Below are 22,651 nucleotides of genomic sequence, written 5' to 3' on the forward strand. Positions count from 1 at the left end.
TGTGCGCAGCCCGGTGCCCGGCGACGTGAACGACGGCGGCAGCCGCAGCGGCGTGTTGATCGGCGTCGGCGCGACGTTGGTCGTCATCGGCGTGCTGCTCTGCTGCGGCATCACGTGGAACCAGCCCAGCGTGACGACGTTGCTGCCGGCGCTCTGCGCGTGCGCCGCGAGCGGCGCCAGCACGGCGGCGCCGGCCGCCGCGCAGAGAAGGGTTTTCTTCATCACGGCTTCCCCCTCCGCTTACTGGACGAATGCGCCGATCGTGAAATACGGCGTCGATCCGGCGTTGTCGAGGAACCCGAACACGCCACCCGTGAAGATGAACTTGCCGGTCGGCGTCGAGCTGCTGGCGCCCGTATGGATCGTCGTGACCGTGCCCGGCACCTTCTGCGTGTAGTCGAGATCGAGCGCGGTCGCGAGCGAGGCCTGCGACGCGTTGAACGGATCGAGCAGCGTCGCCTGGTTGTTCGTCAGCGCGGTGGTGCGGTAGTCGAACTGGCTGTCGACGCCGATGTACTCGCCGTTCTGCGAGCCGACCGCGATCGTCGTCTGCGGTGCGAGGATCGAGATGCTCGATTCGTCGTCGGCGGTGAGGCCCGGCACGCCGTTGCTGTCGGGCGTCGGGTTCGGGTTCGCGACGCCCGTGCGCACGAGGATCGGCACGAGCTGGTTGCGCAACTTGCCGACGATCATGAAGCCCTTGCCCTGCGGCGTCGCCGACAGCGTCGGCTTCAACTGGCTCGCGTAGTTGTTCGACTGGAACGCACCGCTGCCGTCCGCCGACTGCACGAAGTTCGTGCCTTGCTGCGTGCACGCGCCGCCGGCGAACTGGCCGGTCGTGTCGCACTTGGTCCAGCTGCCGTCGGCGTTGATCGTCACCTTCGCGTCGATCGATGCCGGCGCGAAATTCTGCGACGGCACTTCACCGAAGCCGGTGTGACTGTATGTACCCGCAACCTTCGTGATGTCGGTTTCGATCGACGAGAAGCCGATGAACGGGTAGTACGGGAATTTCGTGTCGGGCACCGCGGCCTGGCCGAGCACGCCGTTGAACTGGATCTCCTTGCCGGGAATCGTGCCGCCCGCGACGCCCATGCCGACGAAGATGCGCGCCGGGCGCGACGGATCGAGGCTCGCGCCGTTCAGGCGGAAGGCGCACTGGTTCAGCTTGTTGGTCGGCAGCAGCGTTTCCTGCGTGAGCGTGCCGCTGTCGACCGTGCCCGCGCGGGTCGGCACGACGGTGCCGGTCGTTTGCGGCACCGGCGATTCGACATAGGTGACCTGCCAGGTCATCTTGGTCGTGTCGAGCTGGACCTTCGCGAGTTCGCCGCTGCCCGCGCCACCCGTAAACACGGTGGTGTAGTCGAGCGAGGCAGGACAGAGCCGGTCTTCGACGAGCGGAGGCGGATTGTCGTCGCCGCCGCCACAGGCGGAAAGAAGGGGGGCGGCAAGGGCCGCCGCCAGAATGAGGTTGCGCTTCATGTTGCTCCTCCAGATTTGTCTTGTGCGGCGGCCAGCTCCCTGTCGGCCGCTTCTGTTGGTTGTGCTCGTCCTGCCTGCGCCGTGCCGCGCGCTCGTGCGTTACGCGACGGCGGTCGGCCCGCCGTCGCGCCCTCGTCCGCTACTTGCTGATCTGCGCGCCCACGCCGAAGTACGGGGTCGACGACGTGGTCGAGTTCGCCGACGTCGACGTGACGCCGCCGTTCACCGTGCCCTGGATCAGCGCTGCGTACAGCCCGCCCGTCGCGATCACCACGCCCGATGCGGACGGATAGCTCGCACCGCTCGGCGGCGTCGTCGTCGCGTTCAGCAGGCCCGGCGTCGTCTGGCCGTAGTCGAGCGTGAAGCCGTCTTCCTCGGCCTGCGTGCTCGGATTGATGAACGACGCGTTGCTGCCGCGGATCAGGGCCGCCGTGTACTTGAAGTTCGAGTCCGCACCCGCGTAGCCGCCGTCGATCGCGCCCGACGTGATTGCCGTCGCGGCGCCGAGCACCGCGATGCCCGATTCGTCGTCGACCTGCGCGTCGGTGTGCAGCGGCGGCGTACCGAGATTCACGTTGCCCGTGCGTACGATCACCGGCACCGTCGCGCCGTTGAGCTGGCCGATCACCATGTGCGCGGTCGCCGACTTGCCGGTCGCGCCGACGATCGGCAGCGACGTTTGCGGCAGCGTCTGCGGCGCCTTCGTGCTGTCGAAGTAGCCGCCGTTCGCGGTGTTCACGGTCCACGGGTTGCCGGTCGTCTGGCAGCCGCCCGAACTGGTCGACGTGCACGCGCCGTTCGCGTCGAACGTCTCGCTCGAGTTCGTGCCCTTCGTCGCGTAGTTGCCCGACGGCACGAGGTGGTAGATCAGCGCGTTGTACGTGCCCGGCAGCTTCGAGATGTCCGTCGTCGTGTTCGCGAAGCCGAGGAACGGATAGAAGTCGAAGTGTCGGTTCGGCACCTGGCCGACGTTTTGCACGAGGCCCGGGATGATCGTCAGCCCGTCGTACTGGACCGTCGCACCCGGAATGCCGCCACCCGCGACGCCCATGCCGACCAGCAGCATCGGCGGGTTCGCCTGGTTGAAGTCGGCGGCCGTCGAATACGTGGCGCCGCTCGGCGCCTTGCCCGTGCCCGGTGTCAGGATGAACGCGCAGCGCGTCTGCTCCGCGGTCGGCAGCACGCCGGTCGGCGGGTGCATGACCGCACCGGTGATCGTCGTGCCGGCGCGGCTCGGCGTGACCGTGCCGGTCGCGAGCGGAATCGGCGATTCGAGCCACTTGAGCGTGTAGGTCATCGCCACGGCGTCGATGTTGACGCTGACGATCTCGCCGCTACCGGCGCCGCCGAGGTACGTGCTCTTCACGATGTCGGCGTTGGCCGGGCACAGCGCGCTGTTGACGGGCTGTGACGGCGGCGGCCCTTGCGTGCCGCAGCTCGATCCGGAACATTGGGGCGCATTGATCGGCGCGGGTGCGCCGCCGTCCCCCCCACCACATGCAACCAGGAAAGGGGCAATGGCAAAGGCCGTTGCCACCCCCTTCGATAAGGCGTGCGACATGCCGCTGTCTCCAATCGTTTAATTGTGCGAGCTAATGTCGCCGCCTTGATTTTTGCTGTCAATTGATGAACCCGTCTAAAAAAGGCGATTGAAACGGGTGTCGTGTTTTGAATCCTTGTCTGACACGGCATTCGGTAAGAATTAAAACGTGAGACAGGCTGCCGGAAGCGGCCGGAGTGGGGAATGTGCGACGCCGGGCAGGCCGGCGCAGAGCCTTCCTGCGTATAACGGCAGCGTTTAAAGCGACGGTATCCGGTTTATCCCTATTCGGGATTGACTGGATAAAGAGGGGGTGGGATTAATTCACTGGTAATCGCGCAATGGAAAGCTTGTAAATATTTGTAAATGAGCGATCCGGAATTTTTTATATATTGCCTGATACGGGTAAATAAAAAGCCGGCCAGTGGCCGGCTTTGCATTGCATGCGATGCTGAATCAGCGTTTGAGACCTGCGTCCTCGGCCGCGCCGATGCTCAGGTTCATGCACTGGATCGCGGCGCCCGATGCGCCCTTGCCGAGGTTGTCGAGGCGCGCGACCGTGACGAAGCGCTCTTCGTTGCCGAACACGAACAGGTCGACCCGGTTCGTGTCGTTGTTCGCCTGCACGTCGAAGAAGCCGCCGTCGAGGTTCGCGTCGGCATCGAACGGTGCGACGCGCACGAATGCTTCGTCCGCGTAGTACTCGGCGAACACGCGCTGCACGTCCTGCGGCGTCGTGCGTTTCGCGAGCTGCTCGGGCGTGAAGTAGGTCGTCACCGCGAGACCCTTCAGGAACGGGCCGACGATCGGCGTGAAGATCGGCGGGTTCGCGAGGCCCGTGTGCGCGGCCATTTCCGGCAGGTGCTTGTGCGTGAGGCCGAGCGCATACGGGCGCGGGCTTGCGAGCTTGCCGCCCGGCGCCGCGCTTTCGTAGTCGGCGATCATCGACTTGCCGCCGCCGCTGTAGCCGGTGATCGAGTAGCTGTGCGCGGCGAACGTCGGTGCGACGATGCCTGCCTCGACGAGCGGACGCATCGCGAGCACGAAGGCCGATGCGTGGCAGCCCGGCACGGCGATGCGCTTCGACGTGCGAATCTTCTCGCGCTGCGCGCGGGTCAGTTCCGGCAGGCCGTACGCCCAGTCGGCGCTGGTGCGGAACGCGGTGCTCGCGTCGATCAGCGTCGTGTTGGGGTTCTCGACGAGCGAGGCCGATTCGCGCGATGCAACGTCCGGCAGGCACAGGAACGTGACGTCCGACGCGTTGATCAGGCGGCGGCGCTCTTCGACATCCTTGCGCTTCGCTTCATCGATGCGCAGGATCTCGATGTCGCTGCGTGCCGACAGGTATTCGAAGATCTTGAGGCCGGTCGTGCCTTCCTGGCCGTCGACAAAAACTTTGGTGCTCATTTCGCTCTCACTGAATGAAACGGGGGCCCGCGCCCTGAAACCGCTATTTTAAGACGTCATCCGGCGGGCCTGCACCGCGCGGGGCGAAAAAAAGACGGCCGGCGGGCCGTCTTGTGTCCCTTTGGCGCCCGCCGGAGCGCGCGCCAGGACGTGTTCAGCCGCGGCCGGCGACCCAGCGGGCGGTTGCTTCGGCAACGCGCCGGCCGAATGCCTTGCCGGTCTCGAGGTCGCCCGGCAGCGGGCCTTCGTCGGGCGTCGAATCCGCCGGCGACTGCGCGAGCAGGCCCGTCGAGCCGCCCAGGTAGTTGATGTCGTTGCGCGTGGCCGCCTTCGAGTTGGCCGGCATCAGGCTCGTGCCGACCCACACCATCCCATGCTGCATCGACAGCGTGACGAAATATTGAATCGTCGAGAACTTGTCGCCGTTCATCGTCGCGGAGTTCGTGAAGCCCGCGGCGATCTTGTCCTTCCATTTCTGCGTGAACCACGCTTTCGACGTCGCATCGGCAAACTGCTTGAACTGCGCCGACGGGCCGCCCATGTAGGTCGGCGCGCCGAAGACGATCGCGTTGGCCGCATCGAGCGCGGCCCAGCCCGCGTCGTCGACGTCGCCGACGGCGAGCAGGCGCACGGTCGCACCGGCCTCCTGCGCGCCCGCGTGCACGGCCTCGGCCAGTTTCTGCGTGTGACCGTAGCCGCTGTGATAGACGATGACGATGTTCGACATGAAGCGTTCTCCGGAAAGGAACGGGAACGGCGGACCGCAGGCTCGCCGCGTCATGCGTCGCCGGTGGGCGGCGCGACGGATGCGCGGCGTGGCGCCGCGACCGGTGACGACGAGTCTAGCAAGCCGAAATGACGGGAAGACGCGTGGCTGCGGCGTACGGAATGTCGCGGCGGCAGGCGATCGCAGTGCGGTGCGGTGCGGTGCGGTGCAGCGCGCGATGCCCGGCGCCCGTGACGACGCGCTATTGCCCGTAGCTGACCGTGAGTTGCGCGGTACCGATCGCCAGCGTGCCGATCTCGTGCTCGAACATCGGCGCGGGGCGGCCCTGCGCGACGCGCAGGTCGTCGCCCTTCAGCGCGTAGACGGTGATCACGTAGCGGTGCGGCTTGCCGGGCGGCGGGCACGGGCCGCCGTAGCCGTCGATCCCGAAGTCGTTGCGCGCCTCGCTCGCGCCGATGCGCCGCAGGAACCCGGACGCACTCGCGTCGGCGGGCAGGCTCGTGACCGTCGCCGGAATGCCGGCCACGGCCCAGTGCCACCAGCCGTGCCCCGGCGCATCGGGATCGAAGATCGTGACCGCGTAGCCGTGCGTGCCGGGCGGCGGGTTGTGCCAGGTGAGCTGCGGCGAGTGGTTGCCGCCCTTGCAGTCGCCGCGGTCGAACACGTTCGCGGCGCGGACGCGCCCGCCCGGTGTCAGGTCGTCGCTCGTCACGGTGAACGGGCCTTCCGCATGCGCGGGCAGGGCGGTGAGGGCGGCGGCGTAAAGGAGGGCGGCGAGGAACGGCGACGGGCGACCCGATGGCGCAGGCGGAGTGATCCGGCGATCCACACGCATATGGCGCTTCTCCCGTCACGTGGGCCGGACCGATGCGTCCGGCGTTGTTGGCGTGGTGCGTTGCCTGCGCAGCTGATGGCAGCGATGGATCAAGTCTAGCATTAGGGTTCGATGAGCGATGCACGCCGCGACCCATGGTCGCGATCGTTTCCTGCGCGAATCGGCGGGCGAAAAAAAACCGCCCGCGTGAAGCGGGCGGCTTGTTCGGCCAGGACGCCGGCCAGCGGGCCGGCGCGGCGTCAGTCCTTCGGGGACGTCGCGCCGCCGTGCGCCGCCGACCACTCGGCCGGTGCGTGCAGGAATTTCTCGACTTCGTCGAGCGTCTTCGTCTCGAAGTAGCCCGATGCCTTCGCGACGCGCAGCACGTCCCACCACGTGGCGAGTGCGTGCAGGTCGACGTCGATGTCCTTCAGGACCGACACGCTTTCCTTGAAGATGTTGTAGTGGAACAGCACGAAGCAGTGGTTCACCGTCGCGCCTGCGGTGCGCAGCGCGTTGACGAAGTTGATCTTGCTGCGGCTGTCGGTCGTCAGGTCTTCCACCAGCAGCACGCGCGAGCCTTCTTCCAGATGGCCTTCGATCTGCGCGTTGCGGCCGAAACCCTTCGGCTTTTTGCGCACGTACTGCATCGGCACCATCATCCGGTCTGCGATCCATGCCGCGAACGGGATGCCGGCCGTCTCGCCGCCCGCCACCGCGTCGATCTGCTCGAAGCCGATGTCGCGCGTGATCGTCGTTTCAGCCATTTCCATCAGCGCGCGGCGCACGCGCGGATACGAAATCAGCTTGCGGCAGTCGATATAGACGGGGCTTGCCCAGCCGGACGTGAAGATGAACGGTTTTTCTGCGTTGAAGTGCACTGCCTGTACTTCGAGCAGGATTTTGGCGGTCGTATCCGAGATCGACTGACGATCGTAGCCTGTCATGGGCATTCCTTGGGTGATGAGCGAAGAGCGGGCGCGGGCCCGGTGGCGCAGCAAGGGGAACCTGCCCAGGGGGCCGGGGCGCGATCGGAGGGCCAATCGCATCGCTGCGCGCGTAGCCCGCTATTTTACCCGATTCAGGCCGGTTTTCGGCGGAATTCGCGCAGGTTCACCGCGCGGCTCACCACCGGCGAAACAAGCGGGGCCGGACCGATCGCGCGCTGATGCGGAGGATGCGGCGCTGCACCAACATGCGTCATTTAGGGGGTGTACACTAGGCGACCCTTAGAAATCGTTCAGTACTTTGTACTTTCCTCTTGCCACCCGCCAAGGTTCGATGGCGTGCCGACCCGGCGCGTCGCGTGCCGTCTCGCAGTCGATCATCCCCTCGATTCAAGCAGACGCGGCCGAAGGTGCTGCGTACTGAACCGTCAATATTTCGCATGTCTCTCGCAGGTCAATCATGGACGAACAACTGAAGCAGGCCGCACTGGCTTATCACCTGAACCCGAAACCCGGCAAGATTTCGGTCACCCCGACCAAGCCGCTGTCGAACCAGCTCGATCTGTCGCTCGCGTATTCGCCGGGCGTCGCCGCCGCGTGCGAAGCGATCCACGCCGATCCGCTCGACGCGCAGAAGTACACGTCGCGCGGCAACCTCGTCGGCGTCATCACGAACGGCACCGCCGTGCTCGGCCTCGGCAACATCGGCCCGCTCGCCGCGAAGCCGGTGATGGAAGGCAAGGGCTGCCTCTTCAAGAAATTCGCGGGCATCGACGTGTTCGACATCGAACTGTCGGAGTCCGACCCTGACAAGCTCGTCGAGGCGATCGCGATGCTCGAGCCGACGCTCGGTGGCATCAACCTCGAGGACATCAAGGCGCCGGAATGCTTCTACATCGAGCAGAAGCTGCGCGAGCGCATGAAGATCCCCGTCTTCCACGATGACCAGCACGGCACCGCGATCATCGCGTCGGCCGCGATCCTGAACGGCCTGAAGGTCGTCGACAAGAAGCTGTCCGAAGTGAAGCTCGTGTGCTCGGGCGCGGGCGCCGCTGCGATCGCATGTCTGGACCTGCTGGTGAACCTCGGCCTGACGAAGTCGAACATCCTCGTCGCCGATTCGAAGGGCGTGATCTACGAAGGGCGCGGCAACCTCGATCCGTCGAAGCAGCGCTATGCTGCAACCACCGACGCACGCACGCTCGCCGACGCGATCGTCGGCGCCGACGTGTTCCTCGGCTGCTCGAGCGCGGGCGTGCTGAAGCAGGACATGGTCAAGACGATGGGCGACCGCCCGCTGATCCTGGCGCTCGCGAACCCGGAACCGGAAATCCGCCCGGAAGACGCGAAGGCCGTGCGCCCGGACGCGATCGTCGCGACCGGCCGTTCGGACTACCCGAACCAGGTCAACAACGTGCTGTGCTTCCCGTTCATCTTCCGCGGCGCGCTCGACGTCGGCGCGACGACGATCACGGAAGAAATGAAGCTCGCGTGCGTGCGCGCGATTGCTGAACTGGCACAGGAAACCGACCAGAGCGAAGAAGTCGCGAAGGCGTATGAAGGCCACTCGCTCGAGTTCGGGCCGGACTACCTGATTCCGAAGCCGTTCGACCCGCGCCTGATCATCAAGATCGCGCCGGCCGTCGCACAGGCCGCGATGGATTCGGGCGTCGCCACCCGTCCGATCCAGGACATGGACGCGTACCGCGAGCAACTCGGCGCGACCGTTTACCGCACCGGCATGGTGATGCGCCCGGTGTTCGCCACCGCGAAGCAGAAGCAGGCCCGCATCGTGTTCGCCGAGGGTGAAGACGAGCGCGTGCTGCGCGCCGCGCAGTTCGTGCTGCAGGAAAAGATCGCGAAGCCGATCCTCGTCGGCCGTCCGTCGGTCATCGACATGCGCCTCGCGAAGATCGGCTCGAAGCTGAAGGCCGGCACCGATTTCGAAATCGTCGATCCGGAAGACGATGCGCGCTACCACCGCTACTGGCAGGCGTATCAGGAGATCGGCGCGCGCGACGGCGTGACGCCGGAAGTCGCGAAGGCCGCGATGCGCAAGTTCAACACGCTGATCGGCGCGATGCTCGTGCACCTGGGCGACGCGGACGGGATGATCTGCGGGATGATCGACACGTTCCACAGCCACCTGAAGTTCATCGAGCAGGTGCTGGGCCGCGCGAAGGGCGCCGAGCACTTCGCGGCGATGAACCTGCTGATGCTGCCGGGCCGCAACCTGTTCGTGTGCGATACGTACGTGAACGAGTTGCCGAGCGCCGAACAGCTCGCCGACATGACGATCCAGGCCGCGGCCGAGATCGAGCGCTTCGGCATTGCGCCGAAGGCTGCACTGCTGTCGAACTCGAACTTCGGCAGCGCGCCGTCGGCGTCGTCGCGCCGGATGGGCGAGGCTCGCAAGCTGATCGTCGAACGTGCGCCGAACCTCGAAGTCGACGGCGAAATGCACGGCGACGCGGCGCTGTCGGAAATGATCCGCAAGCAGGCATTCCCCGGCACGACGCTGTCGGGCGAAGCAAACCTGCTGATCATGCCGAACGTCGAAGCGGCGAACATCGCGTACAACCTGCTGAAGATGGTCGGCGGCGAAGGCGTGACGGTCGGCCCGTTCCTGCTCGGCGCGGCGAAGCCGGCCCACATCCTGACGCCGGCCGCGACCGTGCGCCGGATCATCAACATGACGGCTGTTGCCGCCGCGAACGTGAACACGAAGTAAGTCCACGCCAGCGTGTGCCGCGCTTCGGGCGCGGCGCAATGAAAAACGCCACGGAACCTGCGTTCCGTGGCGTTTTTTTTATCGTGGCGTGATGTGAGCGGCGAGCCGCTTGCCGGCGGGCATCCGGACCGCGAATGCCCGCCGCGTGCCGTTACGCGACCTGCTGGTGCGACTGGCCGCCGGCCGGCGCGCGCCACTTCGCGAGCAGCGTGTTCCACTTCTGGCGGACCGCGCGCAGGTTGTTCTCCTTCACGTGGCCGTAGCCGCGAATGCCGTCCGGCAGCGCCGCGAGCTCGAGGGCGAGCGGGCGGTTGGCCGCGTTCAGCTTGGCGAGCACCTCGCCGATCAGCGCTTCGTACTCGCCGATCAGCGCGCGCTCGGTGCGGCGCTCCTCGGTACGGCCGAACGGGTCGAGCCCGGTGCCGCGCAGGAACTTCGCCTTCGCGAGCAGCCGGAACGCCGACATCATCCACGGGCCGTACGCCTTCTTCACGAGATGGCCGTGTGCATCCGTCTTCGCGAACAGCGGCGGCGCGAGGTGGAATTTCAGCTTCCAGTCGCCTTCGAACTGCGCGGTCAGACGGGCGAGGAAGGCCGGATCGGACTGCAGCCGCGCGACCTCGTATTCGTCCTTGTACGCCATCAGCTTGAACAGGTTGCGCGCGACCGCTTCGGTCAACTGCTCCTGCATCGTGTCGCCGTCTGCCAGCGTGCGCTCGGCCGCGCGCACCTTGTCGACGAACGCCGCATAGCGCGACGCGTACGCGGCATTCTGGTACGCGGTGAGGAATTCCACGCGCTTCGCGATCAGGGCGTCGACCGCCTTCTTCGTGTGCAGCGCGATCACCGTGGCGCCTTGCGCGGGGCGTGCGTCACCGGCCGCAGCCTGCTTCACGCTCGCCAGGTCGTACGCAGCGCGGCGGCCCCAGTCGAATGCCGCACGGTTCTTCTCCACCGATACCGCGTTCAGCTCGATCGCGCGGACGAGCGACGCGAGCGTGAGCGGCAGCCAGCCTTTCTGCCACGCGTAGCCGAGCACGAACGGGTTCGTGTAGATCGCGTCGCCGAGCAGCGCGACCGCGAAGCGGTTCGCGTCGATGAAATCGACGGCTTCGCCCGCCGCCGCACGGATGTCGTTTTCCGCGGACAGGCCGGGGAACGACCAGTTCGGGTTCTTGATGAACTCGGCGGTCGGCGTCTGCGCGCTGTTGACGACCACGCGCGTCGTGTCGTGGCGCATCCGCGACGTGCACTCGTCGCCGGCCGTGACGAGCGCGTCGCAGCCGATCACGAGGTCGGCTTCGCCCATCGCGATCCGCGTGGCGTGGATGTCGGTCGGCGCGTGCGAGATCTGCACGTGGCTCATCACGGCGCCGCCCTTCTGCGCGAGGCCGGTGACGTCGAGCACGGTCACGCCCTTGTTTTCCAGGTGCGCGGCCATCCCGAGCAGCGCACCGATCGTGACGACGCCCGTGCCGCCGACGCCCGTGACGAGCACGCCGTAGGCGCGGTCGATGTCCGGCAGCGTCGGTTCAGGGATCGGCGGCAGTGCGTCGCCGTCGACCGACACGGCCTTCGGCTTCTTCAGCTGGCCGCCCTCGACCGTGACGAAGCTCGGGCAGAAGCCCTTCACGCACGAGAAGTCCTTGTTGCAGCTCGACTGGTTGATCTGGCGCTTCGTGCCGAATTCGGTTTCCAGCGGCTCGACCGACAGGCAGTTCGACTGCACCGAGCAGTCGCCGCAGCCTTCGCACACCGCGTCGTTGATCACGACGCGCTTCGCCGGATCCGGATACGTGCCGCGTTTGCGGCGGCGGCGCTTCTCGGTCGCGCAGGTCTGGTCGTAGATCAGGATCGTCGTGCCTTCGATCTCGCGCAGCTCGCGCTGCACGTCGTCGAGCTGGTCGCGGTGATGGATCGTCACGCCCGGCGCGAGCAGCGCCTTCTGGCTGTCGTACTTCTCCGGCTCGTCGGTGACGATCACGATCTTCTTCGCGCCTTCCGACGCGAGCTGGTGCGTGATCTGCGGCACCGTCAGCACGCCGTCGACCGGCTGGCCGCCCGTCATCGCGACGGCGTCGTTGTAGAGGATCTTGTAGGTGATGTTCGCCTTCGACGAAATCGCCGCACGCACCGCCAGCAGGCCCGAGTGGAAATAGGTGCCGTCGCCGAGGTTCGCGAACACGTGCTTCTCGTCCGTGAACGGCGCCTGGCCGATCCACGGCACGCCTTCACCGCCCATCTGGCTGAAGGTGCTCGTGCTGCGGTCCATCCACACGGTCATGTAGTGGCAGCCGATGCCGGCGATCGCGCGCGAGCCTTCCGGCACGTTGGTCGACGTGTTGTGCGGGCAGCCCGAGCAGAACCACGGCTTGCGCTCGGTCTGCACGTGCGGCTTCGCGAGCGCCATCTCCTTCGCGTTGATCACGGCGAGGCGCGCGGCGATGCTTGCGCGCACGTCGGACGGCAGCTCGAACTTCTCGAGGCGCGTCGCGATCGCCTTCGCGATGATCGCGGGCGACAGCTCGTAGTGCGCGGGCAGCAGCCAGTTGCCCATCGGCACCGACCATTCGCCGCCGGCGCCGTCCTTCTCGTCGAACTTGCCGAACACGCGCGGCCGCTGGCCGTCGGGCCAGTTGTACAGTTCTTCCTTGATCGCGTATTCGAGGATCTGGCGCTTTTCCTCGACGACGAGGATTTCGTCGAGGCCGCGCGCGAACGCCTGCGCGCCCTGCGCTTCGAGCGGCCACACGCAGCCGACCTTGTAGAGCCGGATGCCGATCCGCGCGCAGGTTTCGTCGTCGAGGCCAAGATCGGTCAGCGCCTGGCGTACGTCGAGGTAGGCCTTGCCGCCGGTCATGATCCCGAAGCGCGCGTTCGGCGAATCGATCTCGATCCGGTCGAGCTTGTTCGCGCGCACATAGGCGAGCGCCGCGTACCACTTGTAGTCGAGCAGCCGTGCTTCCTGCACGAGCGGCGGGTCGGGCCAGCGGATGTTCAGCCCGCCTTCCGGCAGGATGAAGTCGGTCGGCAGCACGATCTCGGTGCGATGCGGGTCGATGTCGACCGACGCCGACGATTCGACGACGTCCGTCACGCACTTGAGCGCAACCCACAGGCCCGAGTAGCGGCTCATTGCCCAGCCGTGCAGGCCGAAATCGAGATATTCCTGCACGTTGGACGGGAACAGCACCGGCAGCCCGCAGGCCTTGAAGATGTGTTCGGACTGGTGCGCGAGCGTCGACGATTTCGCCGCGTGGTCGTCACCGGCGAGCACCAGCACGCCGCCGTGCTGGGACGAGCCTGCCGAGTTCGCGTGCTTGAATACGTCGCCCGTGCGGTCGACGCCCGGGCCCTTGCCGTACCACATGCCGAACACGCCGTCGTGCTTCGCGCCGGGGTACAGGTTTACTTGCTGCGAGCCCCACACGGCGGTGGCGGCGAGATCTTCGTTGAGGCCGGGCTGGAAGACGATCTGGTGGGCTGCCAGGTGCTGCTTGGCTTTCCAGAGCGACAGATCGAGGCCGCCGAGCGGCGAACCGCGATAGCCGGAGATGAAGCCGGCGGTATTGAGACCGGCGGCGCGATCGCGTTCCTGCTGGAGCATCGGCAGGCGCACGAGGGCCTGGATGCCGCTCATGTACGCGCGACCGCGTTCCAGTGTGTATTTGTCGTCAAGCGTGACGGACTTCAGCGCGGCTTCTAGGGACGCGCGTTGGCCTGCGTCTAGCGGGGCATTCATTAACAGTCTCCTCCACCCAGTTTGGGATCACCAAAACTCGACTGCTTCGGGCGTCTTGTGGACGCGTCGGCAGTGGCCGGCATATTGGCCGGTTTTAAGCGATGGTAGCACTGGGGCAAACCCGCCGCCCATCGGTTGGAACGCGGGGAGATTGCGGCGCTGCGTCAGAAAAACAGGGCGGAACCATGCGTTACATCATGTAAAAGCATGTAAAGCTGGCCCCATCTGCGTGCAAACGCCGTTAATCTTGTCGGCCTGCCGGAGGTGCCCGGCCGCGTTGGTTCGTTTCGACGCAATCGGGGAGGCGCCGGCAGTTTTACAGGAGGTGCAATGAACACACGTCATATCCAGAGTTTCCTGATCGTGTCCGCCGCGTTTTTCTCGATGACCGGCCCGGTGCACGCGCGAGGCGCGAGCGCATTGGCGGCAGCCGGCGCGCAGATGCAGCAGATCGTGCCGGCCCAGGACGCCGTCGCGCAGCCGTCGGCCGAGCGCGCCGTCGAGTCGAAGGCGAACGCGCGTTGATCCGGTCGCGCGGCCTGCGGGCCGCGCCGGAATGCAAAAAGGGCGGGAATCCTCGGATTCCCGCCCTTTTTCTTTGCGCCGCCGGATCGTGCGGGCCCGGGTTGCCCCGGACAGCCGCCCGTCGGATGCGTCAGGCCTTGTCCTGCACGACGCCGCGACGGATCTGGTCGAGTTCGATCGATTCGAACAGCGCCTTGAAGTTGCCTTCGCCGAAGCCCTGGTTGCCCTTGCGCTGGATGATCTCGAAGAAGATCGGCCCGATCTGGTTCTCCGTGAAGATCTGCAGCAGCAGGTCGTCGCGCGCGCCGTCGATCAGGATCTTGCGCTTCTTCAGTTCGTCCAGCGATTCGCCGTGGTTCGGCACGCGGCGGTCGACCAGTTCGTAATACGTGTCGATCGTGTCGAGCAGCTTCACTTCCTTGCTGCGCAGGCCATCGACCGCCTGGTAGATGTCGGTGGCGCCGAGCGCGATGTGCTGGATGCCTTCGCCGTGGTACGCGTCGAGATATTCCTGGATCTGGCCGGCCGTATCCGAGCCTTCCTCATTGATCGGGATGCGGATCTTGCCGCACGGCGACGTCATCGCCTTCGACTTCACGCCCGTCACCTTGCCTTCGATGTCGAAGTAGCGCACTTCGCGGAAGTTGAACAGGCGTTCGTAGAACTCTGCCCATTCCTGCATGCGGCCGCGATGCACGTTGTGCGTCAGGTGGTCGATATAGGTGAGGCCGTGGCCGACCGGGTTCGGGTTCGCGCCGGCGATCGGCTCGAAATCGACGTCATAGATGCTGATGTTGCCGATTGCGCCCGGTTGCGCGCCGTTCTTGCCGCGCCAGCGGTCGACGAAGTAGATCAGCGAATCGCCGATGCCCTTGATCGCCGGGATATTCAGCTCCATCGGGCCCGTCTTGTTGTCGAAGCCCCAGGCGCCGAGATCGAGTGCGTGCTGGTATGCCTTCGCGGCATCCTGCACGCGGAACGCGATCGCGCAGATCGACGGGCCGTGCAGGCGCGCGAAGCGTTGTGCGAACGAATCGGGTTCGGCGTTGATGATGAAGTTGATGTCGCCCTGGCGGTACACCGTCACGTCCTTGTGGCGGTGGCGCGCGATCGCGGTGAAACCCATCCGTTCGAACAGTTGTCCGAGCGCTTTCGGGTCCGGTGCCGTGTATTCGATGAATTCGAAGCCGTCGGTGCCGACGGGGTTGTCCCAGTTCGGGATCTGCATGGCGTGTCTCCTGTGGGGGCGATCGGCCGGGGCGACGTGCGCATGCCCAGCCTGGTTCGATGTCGAACGTGGCACACGCAGCGGCGTGTGCGACGAATCGGTACGTGCGACAGAGTGTAGCGGGCAGCCGCGAGCGTAAACTTGCGAACTTAATTGCCCGAACCTACGATGGCGCAATTTCCAGTCTTTAAATATTCAATGGAGGGCAGAAGATGGCGCAAGCCGAATTGGATGCCATCGACCGGCGGATTCTTGCGATTCTTCAGGAGAACGGGCGCCTGTCGAACCAGGAGATCGCCGAGCGCGTGAACCTGTCACCGAGCCCGTGCCTGCGGCGAATCCGGCGGCTCGAGGAGATCGGCGTGATCACCGGCTATGTCGCGCTGCTGGATCCGCAGAAGCTCGGGCTCGACCTGCTCGCGTACGTGAGCGTGCGGCTCGAGAAGCGCGGCGGCCTGGCGCCGGTGCGGGCCGACGAAACGTCGGCGCGTGCGGGCGCGACCCATGCGGAGCTGTTTCGCGCGGCCGTGCAGACCTGGCCGGAAGTGGTCGCGTGCCATGCGATGACGGGGGATATGGATTACCTGCTGCGCGTGCAGGTCGAGGACATGGCGCATTTCTCCCGCTTCGTGCAGGAGCATCTGCTGCATCACCCGTCGGTGATCGACGTGAAGACGAGCTTTTCGCTCGAATGCTTCAAGGAAACGACGGCGTTGCCGATTCGTTCGGTGCGCTAGTGCGCGGTGGGGAAGGGAGGGGCCGGGCGCGCGGTTGGCGCGGCCCGGCTGGCCGACATTACGCCGTCAGCGCGGCGGGCATCAGCGATTCGATGAACTTCGTGGTGCGGCGCGCCTGGCGCTTCATCGCGTAGTCGAACACCGCGGCCTGTTCCTGCAGCATCTCGGCGATGATCGTCGAGTGGTCGGCCGGCGGCAGCGACAGGTACGCATCGGCTTCACCGTACGCGTACTCGATCCGCATCCCGGATTTCTTCGCGATGTGCATCATCGTCGCGTTCCGCGACAGGCAGTGCATGTACAGCATCGTCACGTGCGTGTTGCGGCTGCGGATCGCCGCGCGCTCGAACAGCTTCGAGCCGACGCCGCGGCCGCGTGCGCTTTCGAGCACCGACACGCCGAATTCGGCCGTGCGCTTGTCGCCCTCGGCCGGCAGGTAGGCCAGGTGGCCGACGCCGATCAGTTCGAGGTCGTGGTCGAACACGCCGAACACGGTGTCGCGGCCGAAGTCGATCGTGCGGACATAGTTCTCGATCACGTGGTCGGGCACCATCTGGCCGAAGCGCAGCAGGCGATCCTCTTCGTCGAGCGAGAGAAAGTGAGTGAGCATTTGCTCACGGTCTTTGGAAGCCAGTTCCCTGACGAGAACCGGCGCAGACCCGGCGTTGCCGACGACATCGGCAGTGCCGTTGAATTGCGTGTTCATCGTGGGTTCCTCAGTGTGACCGTACAGCGGGTTGTGCAATGCAACAGCATTTTACCCGACCGCTGGCCCTCGGATTGGGGAAAACCCGTATTTGACGATGTTTAAGCTGGAGGATGAATTCTAAATCTGCTTAGTTAATTGACTATCTATCTGATTTTAAACATATTTAAAATTCGTCATATGAAACGTGCAACAGGCGGTCGCAGTGTGCCCGTCGCGCAACGCTTGCTGCTGCGCGTCAATCAGGCGGCGGTCGACAGCCCGCGCTCGATCAGGTCGATCACTTGCTCGGCGAAGTCGCGGTAGCCGAGGCGGCCGCCCGGCTTCAGCCACGTGAACGTCCAGTTGATCATCCCGAACACCATCATCGTCACGGATGTCTGGTTTTCCTTCGAGATGCGGTCCGGATACGCGCGGGCGAGCTGCCGGGTGAACGCCGCGACGATGTCGCGCTGGCGGTCGAGCACGATTTCGCGCTGCGCGTCCTCGAGATACTTCACGTCGTTGAGCAGCGCGACGTGCCGGCTGTGCGACGTCTCGTACTCGGCGAGGAATGCGCGCACCAGCTCCGCAAACGCGTCGCGCTCGCTGAGGCCGCGTCGCTGGCTCGCCCCTTCGACCTCGGCGATGATCAGCATCAGCCGTTTCGTGTAGCGGTCGAGCAGGTCGAACAGGATCGCTTCCTTGCTCTCGTAATAGTGATAGAGGCGTGCCTTCGACGTGCCGCTCGCGGTCGCGAGATCGGACATCGACGTGCTCGGATAGCTCGTCTGCGCGAATTTCTCGGCGGCCAGATCGAGGATCTGCTCGCGCTGGGATTCGTGGTCGGGCGCTCGGGTACGGGCCATGGTCGAATGCGGAAGATTAGCGGTGCGTGGTGGCCGCGCGGGCCGCGCGCACCTGCGTGGAAGAGAGGGCGTCGGGCGCGTCGTCCTGCAGCTCGAGCCGGCCGGCTGCCGCGAGCTCGCGGCAACGCCACCAGGCGATCGAGTCGCTGACGAACAGCCCGCCGCGGTCGGCGTCGGCCATGATGCTGCCGACGAGGCGCCCCGCGGGCCGCCAGTCGGTTTCCGCGCGCGCGACGATCAGCGTGTCGAGATCCTCGTAGTAGCCGCTCTTGATCGTGTTGCTGACCCAGTAGCGCAGTTCGGCGTTCAGGTGCTTCGCCTCCTGCCATTCGAGCGCGAGGCGGCCGATGCGCAGCACCGAGATCGGTGCGGCCACCGGGCGCTTCCGTGCCAGCTCGGCCGGCGAGAACATGCCGGTCGCGCACGCCTGGTCGGTGCGCGACAGCGCCGCGCGCTGCGCCGAGTCGAGGTCGGCGGCTGACAGTCGCACTTCGTTCAGGCGTTGCGGGACGTTGCGCAGGTGATAGGCGACGCGGCGCAGCAGCAACTTGTCGCCGACGCTCGGCGCATGCCACACCACCACCTGGCCTGTATCGGTCGCGAGCTGGTCGAGGCGCGCGAACTCGCCTTCGATCTCTGCATTCCAGTCGGGAATCTGGTCGCCTAGCACGCGCTGCCAGAAGGCGGCGCGCGTGTCGTGCGTCTCGTCGGCGCCCTTGAGCGGCCCGACGCCGAGATCATCGAGCAACCCGACGACGAGCTCGTCGCGTCCGGTTTGCGCAAGTGCCTCGCGCAGTGACGCGGCGGCGGTGCCGCCCTGAATCACATGAATGGTACTCATCGGCCTGTCGTCAACAAAAGAAAACCGCCGGCCGGGCGGACGTTGCGATGTCCAGCCGGCCGGCGGCCCCTAGTGTAAGCGAGATGTGTGACGGCGAGAAACCGTCTGGCACCGCGACGCGACGTCGCTCAACGCTCGTCGTAGCTCACGACGACCTTGTCGCTGATCGGGTGGCACTGGCACGTGAGCACGAAGCCGTCCTTCACTTCATGCTCTTCGAGCGTGTAGTTCTTCTCCATCCGCACTTCGCCCTCGAGCACCTTCGCGCGGCACGTGCAGCACACGCCGCCCTTGCACGCGTACGGCAGCGCGAGGCCCGCGCGCAGGCCGACATCGAGCAGGCTCACGCCTTGGTACGGCAGCCGCAGCTTGCGCTTCTTGCCGTCGAGCACGATTTCCAGGTCGGCAGCCGGCGTCTGGTCGGTGATTTCGACGACCGGCGTGCCGGCCTGCGGCAGCGGCGTGCCGAAGCGCTCGACGTGCACCTTCGCCTGCGGCACGCCGGCTGTCTTCAGCGCGGCTTCGGCCGCATCCATCATCGGCGCGGGGCCGCAGATGAATGCCTCGTCGATTGCATCGGCCGGCGTCAGCGTGTCGAGGAATTCCGCGCATTTCGTCTGGTCGAGCACGCCGTTGAACAGCTCGACGTCCTGCTGGTCGTCCGACAGCACGTGATAGAGGACGAAGCGGTTCATGTAGCGGTTCTTCAGGTCCTCGAGCTCCTCCGCGAACATGATCGCGTCGACGCTGCGGTTGCCGTAGATCAGCGTGAACGTGCTGCGCGGTTCGAGTTCGAGCGTCGTCTTCACGATCGCGAGCACCGGCGTGATCCCGGAGCCGCCGGAAAACGCGACGTACTGCTTGCCGTGATCGGCGTTCAGGTGCGTGAAGAAACGGCCGTCCGGCGTCATCACGTCGATCGTGTGGCCCGGCTTGAGCGAATCGAACGCGAAGTTCGAGAAGCGGCCGCCGCGCACGCGCTTGATGCCGATGCGCAGTTCGCCGTCACGGTCGTAGTCCGTCGTGCCGACGCAGATCGAATACGAGCGGCGCGTTTCCTCGCCGTCGATGTGGGTCTTCAGCGTGACGAACTGGCCCTGCGTGAAGCGGTACGCATCGCGCAGCTCGGGCGGCACGTCGAAGGAGACGGTTACGGCGTCGGCGGTCTCGGGCCGCACGTCGCGGATACGCAGCGGATGAAATTGCGGGGTCGCCATATCGATTAATAAGGTTTGAAGTAGTCGAAGGGTTCGCGGCAGTCGACGCAGCGATACAGCGCCTTGCAGGCCGTGGATGCGAATTGCGCGAGACGTTCGGTACGAGCGGAGCCGCAGCGAGGGCACGCAGGCGCCGCGACGGGCCGCGGCACGAAGCGCACGACGTTTTCCCGCGGCGCGGCGGTGCCGCACTGGCCGACCGGCGGTGCGATGCCGTACGCGCGCAGCTTGTCGCGCGCTTCCTGCGTGATCCAGTCGGTCGTCCATGCAGGCGCGAGCACCGTCTCGATCCGGTGCGGCGGGAGGTCGGCGGCCTGCAGCGCGGCGGCGATGTCCTCCGCGATCTGCGACATGGCCGGGCAGCCCGAATAGGTCGGCGTGATCACGACCTCGAGCTGGCCGTCGTCCGCGCGGCGGACGTCGCGCAGGATGCCGAGCTCGCGGATCGACACGACCGGGATCTCGGGGTCGGGCACGGCTTCGAGCACGTCCCATGCACGGGCGAGCAGCGGATCGTCGCGGTGCGTGGCGGGCGCGACATGAGCGGGGGCGGTCTGGACGGACATCGTCGGGCTCCGTGGCGTCGGGGTTACCAGGTCGCGCCAGGGTGCTGGCGTGCGAGGCTTTGCAGTTCCGCGAGCAGGTAGCCCATGTGCTCCGAGTGCTCGCCCTGCTTGCCGGTCGTTACATGCTGCACGGGGGCCGGCAGCGTGAGCGTCGCTTCCGCGAGCGCGTCGTCCACGTCCGCGCGCCATGCCGCTTCGAGCGTGGCCGGCGCGGGGGCGATGCCCCCGGCGGCGACCGCGTCGTCGATTGCATCGGCGGCGAAGAATTCGCGCGTGTACGGCGTCAGGTAGTCGAGCGCGTCCTGCGCGCGACGGTGCGATTCGTCGGTGCCGTCGCCGAGGCGAACGAGCCACTCGCGTGCGTGCTGCACGTGATAGCGGGTTTCCTTCACCGATTTCGCGGCGATCGCGGCGAGCTGCGTGTCGGTCGACGTTTCGAGCGCGGTCCACACGTGCAGCATCAGCACCGAGTACAGGAAGTTGCGCACGATCGTCACCGCGTAGTCCTTGTCGGCGTGCGCAGTGCCGGCGAGCGGGCCGTAATGCGGCAGCTCGGCGAGCGTGAAGTTCGCGAACTCGCGCTCGGTGCGGAAGTAGGCGTAGTCGTCCTCGGTCTTCGTCGCGCCGGTAAGCTGGCGCTCGAGTTCGGCTGCGTGCGTATACAGCATGCGCGCCTGGCCGATGAGGTCGAGGCTCATGTTGGTGAGCGCGATGTCTTCCTCGAGGATCGGGCCGTGGCCGCACCATTCGGCATTGCGCTGACCGAGGATCAGCGTGTTGTCCGCGAGGCGCAGCACGTAGGAGAGGTGTTCGGGCGTGATCGTCATGGCGCGGGCGTTACATGTGGTTGACTTCGTCGGGCAGCGTGTAGAACGTCGGGTGACGGTAGATCTTGTCGCCCGCCGGTTCGAACAGCTCGGCCTTCTCGCTCGGATCCGACGCGGTAATTGCAGACGACGGCACCACCCAGATGCTCACGCCTTCCTGGCGGCGTGTGTAGACGTCGCGCGCCATGCGCAGCGCCATCGACGCGTCGGCGGCGTGCAGGCTGCCGCAATGCTTGTGGTCGAGCCCCTGCTTGCTGCGCACGAACACTTCCCAGATCGGCCATTCCTTGTTCATCACTTTCTCCTGAATCCTGAATCCTGAATTCGATGGTGTGCCGCCGCTCAGGCGGCGTGCTGTTCGGCGCGCGCGCGGCGCTTTGCTTCGTGGGCGAGTGCGGCTTCGCGTACCCATGCGCCGTCGTTGTGTGCTTTCACGCGGGTCGCGAGGCGTTCCTTGTTGCACGGGCCGTCGCCGTTGACCACGCGCCAGAATTCGTCCCAGTCGATCGTGCCGTAGTCGTGATGGCCGCGCGCCTCGTTCCATTTCAGGTCGGGGTCGGGCAGCGTCACGCCGAGCACCTTCGCCTGGTCGACCGTCGCGTCGACGAACTTCTGCCGCAGGTCGTCGTTCGTGATCCGCTTGATGCCCCATTTCGCGGACTGATTGCTGTGGACCGAATCGGCGTCGCTCGGGCCGAACATCATCAGCACCGGCCACCACCAGCGGTTCACGGCCTGCTGGACCATCGCGCGTTGCGCGTCGGTGCCCTTCATCATCGACAGCAGCGCGTCGAAGCCCTGGCGCTGGTGGAACGATTCTTCCTTGCACACGCGGATCATCGCGCGCGCGTACGGGCCGTACGTGCAGCGGCACAGCGGGATCTGGTTCATGATCGCGGCGCCGTCGACGAGCCAGCCGATCACGCCGACGTCGGCCCAGGTCGGCGTCGGGTAGTTGAAGATGCTCGAGTATTTCGCCTTGCCGGCGTGCAGTGCGTCGATCAGCGAATCGCGCGATACGCCGAGCGTTTCGGCCGCGCTATAGAGATAGAGGCCGTGGCCGGCTTCGTCCTGGACCTTCGCGAGCAGGATCGCCTTGCGCTTCAGGCTCGGCGCGCGCGAGATCCAGTTGCCTTCGGGCAGCATGCCCACGACTTCCGAGTGCGCGTGCTGCGAGATCTGGCGCACCAGCGTCTTGCGATAGGCGTCGGGCATCCAGTCCTGTGGTTCGATCTTGCCGTCGGCGGCCATGACCGCATCGAACCGCGCCTGCTCGGGCGACTCGGCTGCGGCGTCGAGTGGCGCGACGTTGCCGGGGATGTCGAGGGATTGCGTGTACATGGCGAGGTTCTCGTCCGGTTGAATGTGTGCGAAGTATAAACCAACCGACCGGTCGGTTAATAAATTTCTTGAGGAATTGCGGTGAGACTCGGGTAAACGAGGCACGTCGGGGCGCGATCGGGTCGCGTGATGGTGGTTCGGCGCGTGGGGTTCGCGCCTTCTGCGGCACAATGCCCGCTTTCCGACGAGGATTTTGCCGATGTCATTCCGAAGCAGTATCGCCGCGGCCGTGCTGGGCGCGGCCGTCTTTGTCTCGCCGCTCGTGGCGTCGGCCTCGGCCGCACCGGCCGGATGGGTGGCCGCGTGGGCGACCGCGCTGCAGCCGATTCCCGACCTTGCCGCACCGCCGCCGCTCTATCGCGCGCCCGACGTGGCCGGGCGCGCCGTGCGCCAGGTCGTCTATCCGACCGTGTCGGGGCGCGCCG

Annotated in this window: 19 protein-coding genes and 2 pseudogenes; 4 read left to right on the plus strand and 17 right to left on the minus strand. The window is 66.1% G+C overall.

The genetic code is table 11. The annotated features are described in order from the left end of the window. The 7 genes and pseudogenes from G3N93_RS12540 to G3N93_RS12570 form a co-directional block, all read right to left on the minus strand. A pseudogene (locus G3N93_RS12540) lies at positions 1-222 on the minus strand (OmpW family protein); the annotation flags it as partial. An 18-nt stretch (positions 223-240) separates the two neighbouring features. Further along, positions 241-1,482, minus strand: a complete 1,242-nt coding sequence (locus tag G3N93_RS12545) for a DUF2957 domain-containing protein (RefSeq protein WP_174939986.1) — start codon at positions 1,480-1,482, stop codon at positions 241-243. A 139-nt stretch (positions 1,483-1,621) separates the two neighbouring features. Next, positions 1,622-3,043: a DUF2957 domain-containing protein gene (locus G3N93_RS12550; protein WP_174939985.1), complete on the minus strand. Its 1,422-nt coding sequence runs from the start codon at positions 3,041-3,043 to the stop codon at positions 1,622-1,624. A gap of 435 nt (positions 3,044-3,478) precedes the next feature. After that, on the minus strand, positions 3,479-4,429 hold the full coding sequence (gene argC, locus G3N93_RS12555) for an N-acetyl-gamma-glutamyl-phosphate reductase (RefSeq protein ID WP_174947346.1): 951 nt from the start codon (positions 4,427-4,429) through the stop codon (positions 3,479-3,481). 154 nt (positions 4,430-4,583) lie between these two features. After that, positions 4,584-5,156, minus strand: a complete 573-nt coding sequence (locus tag G3N93_RS12560) for a flavodoxin family protein (protein ID WP_206133131.1) — start codon at positions 5,154-5,156, stop codon at positions 4,584-4,586. 241 nt (positions 5,157-5,397) lie between these two features. Next, the gene (locus G3N93_RS12565; protein WP_206133132.1) at positions 5,398-5,991 is read right to left on the minus strand and encodes a YbhB/YbcL family Raf kinase inhibitor-like protein; all 594 of its coding nucleotides are present in this window, start codon (positions 5,989-5,991) and stop codon (positions 5,398-5,400) included. 239 nt (positions 5,992-6,230) lie between these two features. Next, the gene (locus tag G3N93_RS12570) at positions 6,231-6,917 is read right to left on the minus strand and encodes an orotate phosphoribosyltransferase (protein ID WP_011350651.1); all 687 of its coding nucleotides are present in this window, start codon (positions 6,915-6,917) and stop codon (positions 6,231-6,233) included. Between the two features lie 460 nt (positions 6,918-7,377). Between G3N93_RS12570 and G3N93_RS12575 the strand changes: the two genes are divergently transcribed. Then, the gene (locus G3N93_RS12575) at positions 7,378-9,648 is read left to right on the plus strand and encodes an NADP-dependent malic enzyme (protein WP_011350652.1); all 2,271 of its coding nucleotides are present in this window, start codon (positions 7,378-7,380) and stop codon (positions 9,646-9,648) included. A gap of 151 nt (positions 9,649-9,799) precedes the next feature. On the opposite strand, the gene G3N93_RS12580 is transcribed toward G3N93_RS12575, so the two are convergent. Continuing rightward, entirely contained in the window at positions 9,800-13,390 is a 3,591-nt protein-coding gene (locus G3N93_RS12580; protein ID WP_174947350.1) for an indolepyruvate ferredoxin oxidoreductase family protein, read from the minus strand. Positions 13,391-13,720: 330 nt separating this feature from the next. Here G3N93_RS12580 and G3N93_RS12585 point away from each other — a divergent pair, with 330 nt between their 5' ends. Beyond that, positions 13,721-13,915, plus strand: a complete 195-nt coding sequence (locus G3N93_RS12585; protein WP_046547411.1) for a hypothetical protein — start codon at positions 13,721-13,723, stop codon at positions 13,913-13,915. 130 nt (positions 13,916-14,045) lie between these two features. Here the strand turns inward: G3N93_RS12585 and hppD are convergent, their stop codons facing one another. Then, positions 14,046-15,143: a 4-hydroxyphenylpyruvate dioxygenase gene (gene hppD / locus G3N93_RS12590; protein ID WP_011350655.1), complete on the minus strand. Its 1,098-nt coding sequence runs from the start codon at positions 15,141-15,143 to the stop codon at positions 14,046-14,048. A 212-nt stretch (positions 15,144-15,355) separates the two neighbouring features. On the opposite strand from hppD, the gene G3N93_RS12595 reads away from it, so the two are divergent. Further along, positions 15,356-15,880 carry an Lrp/AsnC family transcriptional regulator gene (locus G3N93_RS12595; protein WP_011655746.1) on the plus strand — a complete coding sequence of 175 codons (525 nt, stop codon included), beginning with the start codon at positions 15,356-15,358 and terminating at the stop codon, positions 15,878-15,880. Positions 15,881-15,938: 58 nt separating this feature from the next. On the opposite strand, the gene G3N93_RS12600 is transcribed toward G3N93_RS12595, so the two are convergent. The 8 genes from G3N93_RS12600 to paaA all read right to left on the minus strand — a co-directional run bounded on the left by G3N93_RS12600 (position 15,939) and on the right by paaA (position 22,226). Beyond that, positions 15,939-16,586, minus strand: a complete 648-nt coding sequence (locus G3N93_RS12600) for a GNAT family N-acetyltransferase (RefSeq protein ID WP_164462503.1) — start codon at positions 16,584-16,586, stop codon at positions 15,939-15,941. 242 nt (positions 16,587-16,828) lie between these two features. Then, on the minus strand, positions 16,829-17,434 hold the full coding sequence (locus G3N93_RS12605; protein ID WP_006482923.1) for a TetR/AcrR family transcriptional regulator: 606 nt from the start codon (positions 17,432-17,434) through the stop codon (positions 16,829-16,831). Positions 17,435-17,450: 16 nt separating this feature from the next. Continuing rightward, the gene (locus G3N93_RS12610) at positions 17,451-18,275 is read right to left on the minus strand and encodes a DUF1835 domain-containing protein (protein WP_206133133.1); all 825 of its coding nucleotides are present in this window, start codon (positions 18,273-18,275) and stop codon (positions 17,451-17,453) included. 128 nt (positions 18,276-18,403) lie between these two features. Continuing rightward, positions 18,404-19,492 carry a 1,2-phenylacetyl-CoA epoxidase subunit PaaE gene (paaE, locus tag G3N93_RS12615; protein WP_174939979.1) on the minus strand — a complete coding sequence of 363 codons (1,089 nt, stop codon included), beginning with the start codon at positions 19,490-19,492 and terminating at the stop codon, positions 18,404-18,406. A gap of 5 nt (positions 19,493-19,497) precedes the next feature. Next, positions 19,498-20,058 (minus strand): 1,2-phenylacetyl-CoA epoxidase subunit PaaD, encoded by a 561-nt coding sequence (gene paaD, locus G3N93_RS12620; RefSeq protein ID WP_206133134.1) that lies wholly within the window; start codon positions 20,056-20,058, stop codon positions 19,498-19,500. A gap of 23 nt (positions 20,059-20,081) precedes the next feature. Beyond that, complete coding sequence (gene paaC / locus G3N93_RS12625; protein ID WP_174947352.1) at positions 20,082-20,885, minus strand: 1,2-phenylacetyl-CoA epoxidase subunit PaaC; 804 nt, start codon at positions 20,883-20,885, stop codon at positions 20,082-20,084. Between the two features lie 10 nt (positions 20,886-20,895). After that, positions 20,896-21,180: a 1,2-phenylacetyl-CoA epoxidase subunit PaaB gene (paaB, locus tag G3N93_RS12630; RefSeq protein WP_027788585.1), complete on the minus strand. Its 285-nt coding sequence runs from the start codon at positions 21,178-21,180 to the stop codon at positions 20,896-20,898. Positions 21,181-21,227: 47 nt separating this feature from the next. After that, positions 21,228-22,226, minus strand: a complete 999-nt coding sequence (gene paaA, locus G3N93_RS12635; protein ID WP_174939972.1) for a 1,2-phenylacetyl-CoA epoxidase subunit PaaA — start codon at positions 22,224-22,226, stop codon at positions 21,228-21,230. Between the two features lie 199 nt (positions 22,227-22,425). On the opposite strand from paaA, the pseudogene G3N93_RS12640 reads away from it, so the two are divergent. Continuing rightward, positions 22,426-22,651: pseudogene (locus tag G3N93_RS12640) on the plus strand (SGNH/GDSL hydrolase family protein); the annotation flags it as partial.

The organism is Burkholderia sp. Se-20378, assembly GCF_017104665.1.
GTDB lineage: Bacteria > Pseudomonadota > Gammaproteobacteria > Burkholderiales > Burkholderiaceae > Burkholderia > Burkholderia lata.

Excerpts from the sequence above, each read along its gene's own strand:
- G3N93_RS12545 (WP_174939986.1), bottom strand. The coding sequence starts at position 1,482 with ATGAAGCGCAACCTCATTCTGGCGGCGGCCCTTGCCGCCCCCCTTCTT.
- G3N93_RS12550 (WP_174939985.1), bottom strand. The coding sequence starts at position 3,043 with ATGTCGCACGCCTTATCGAAGGGGGTGGCAACGGCCTTTGCCATTGCC.
- argC (WP_174947346.1), bottom strand. The coding sequence starts at position 4,429 with ATGAGCACCAAAGTTTTTGTCGACGGCCAGGAAGGCACGACCGGCCTC.
- G3N93_RS12560 (WP_206133131.1), bottom strand. The coding sequence starts at position 5,156 with ATGTCGAACATCGTCATCGTCTATCACAGCGGCTACGGTCACACGCAG.
- G3N93_RS12565 (WP_206133132.1), bottom strand. The coding sequence starts at position 5,991 with ATGCGTGTGGATCGCCGGATCACTCCGCCTGCGCCATCGGGTCGCCCG.
- G3N93_RS12570 (WP_011350651.1), bottom strand. The coding sequence starts at position 6,917 with ATGACAGGCTACGATCGTCAGTCGATCTCGGATACGACCGCCAAAATC.
- G3N93_RS12575 (WP_011350652.1), top strand. The coding sequence starts at position 7,378 with ATGGACGAACAACTGAAGCAGGCCGCACTGGCTTATCACCTGAACCCG.
- G3N93_RS12580 (WP_174947350.1), bottom strand. The coding sequence starts at position 13,390 with ATGAATGCCCCGCTAGACGCAGGCCAACGCGCGTCCCTAGAAGCCGCG.
- G3N93_RS12585 (WP_046547411.1), top strand. The coding sequence starts at position 13,721 with ATGAACACACGTCATATCCAGAGTTTCCTGATCGTGTCCGCCGCGTTT.
- hppD (WP_011350655.1), bottom strand. The coding sequence starts at position 15,143 with ATGCAGATCCCGAACTGGGACAACCCCGTCGGCACCGACGGCTTCGAA.
- G3N93_RS12595 (WP_011655746.1), top strand. The coding sequence starts at position 15,356 with ATGGCGCAAGCCGAATTGGATGCCATCGACCGGCGGATTCTTGCGATT.
- G3N93_RS12600 (WP_164462503.1), bottom strand. The coding sequence starts at position 16,586 with ATGAACACGCAATTCAACGGCACTGCCGATGTCGTCGGCAACGCCGGG.
- G3N93_RS12605 (WP_006482923.1), bottom strand. The coding sequence starts at position 17,434 with ATGGCCCGTACCCGAGCGCCCGACCACGAATCCCAGCGCGAGCAGATC.
- G3N93_RS12610 (WP_206133133.1), bottom strand. The coding sequence starts at position 18,275 with ATGAGTACCATTCATGTGATTCAGGGCGGCACCGCCGCCGCGTCACTG.
- paaE (WP_174939979.1), bottom strand. The coding sequence starts at position 19,492 with ATGGCGACCCCGCAATTTCATCCGCTGCGTATCCGCGACGTGCGGCCC.
- paaD (WP_206133134.1), bottom strand. The coding sequence starts at position 20,058 with ATGTCCGTCCAGACCGCCCCCGCTCATGTCGCGCCCGCCACGCACCGC.
- paaC (WP_174947352.1), bottom strand. The coding sequence starts at position 20,885 with ATGACGATCACGCCCGAACACCTCTCCTACGTGCTGCGCCTCGCGGAC.
- paaB (WP_027788585.1), bottom strand. The coding sequence starts at position 21,180 with ATGAACAAGGAATGGCCGATCTGGGAAGTGTTCGTGCGCAGCAAGCAG.
- paaA (WP_174939972.1), bottom strand. The coding sequence starts at position 22,226 with ATGTACACGCAATCCCTCGACATCCCCGGCAACGTCGCGCCACTCGAC.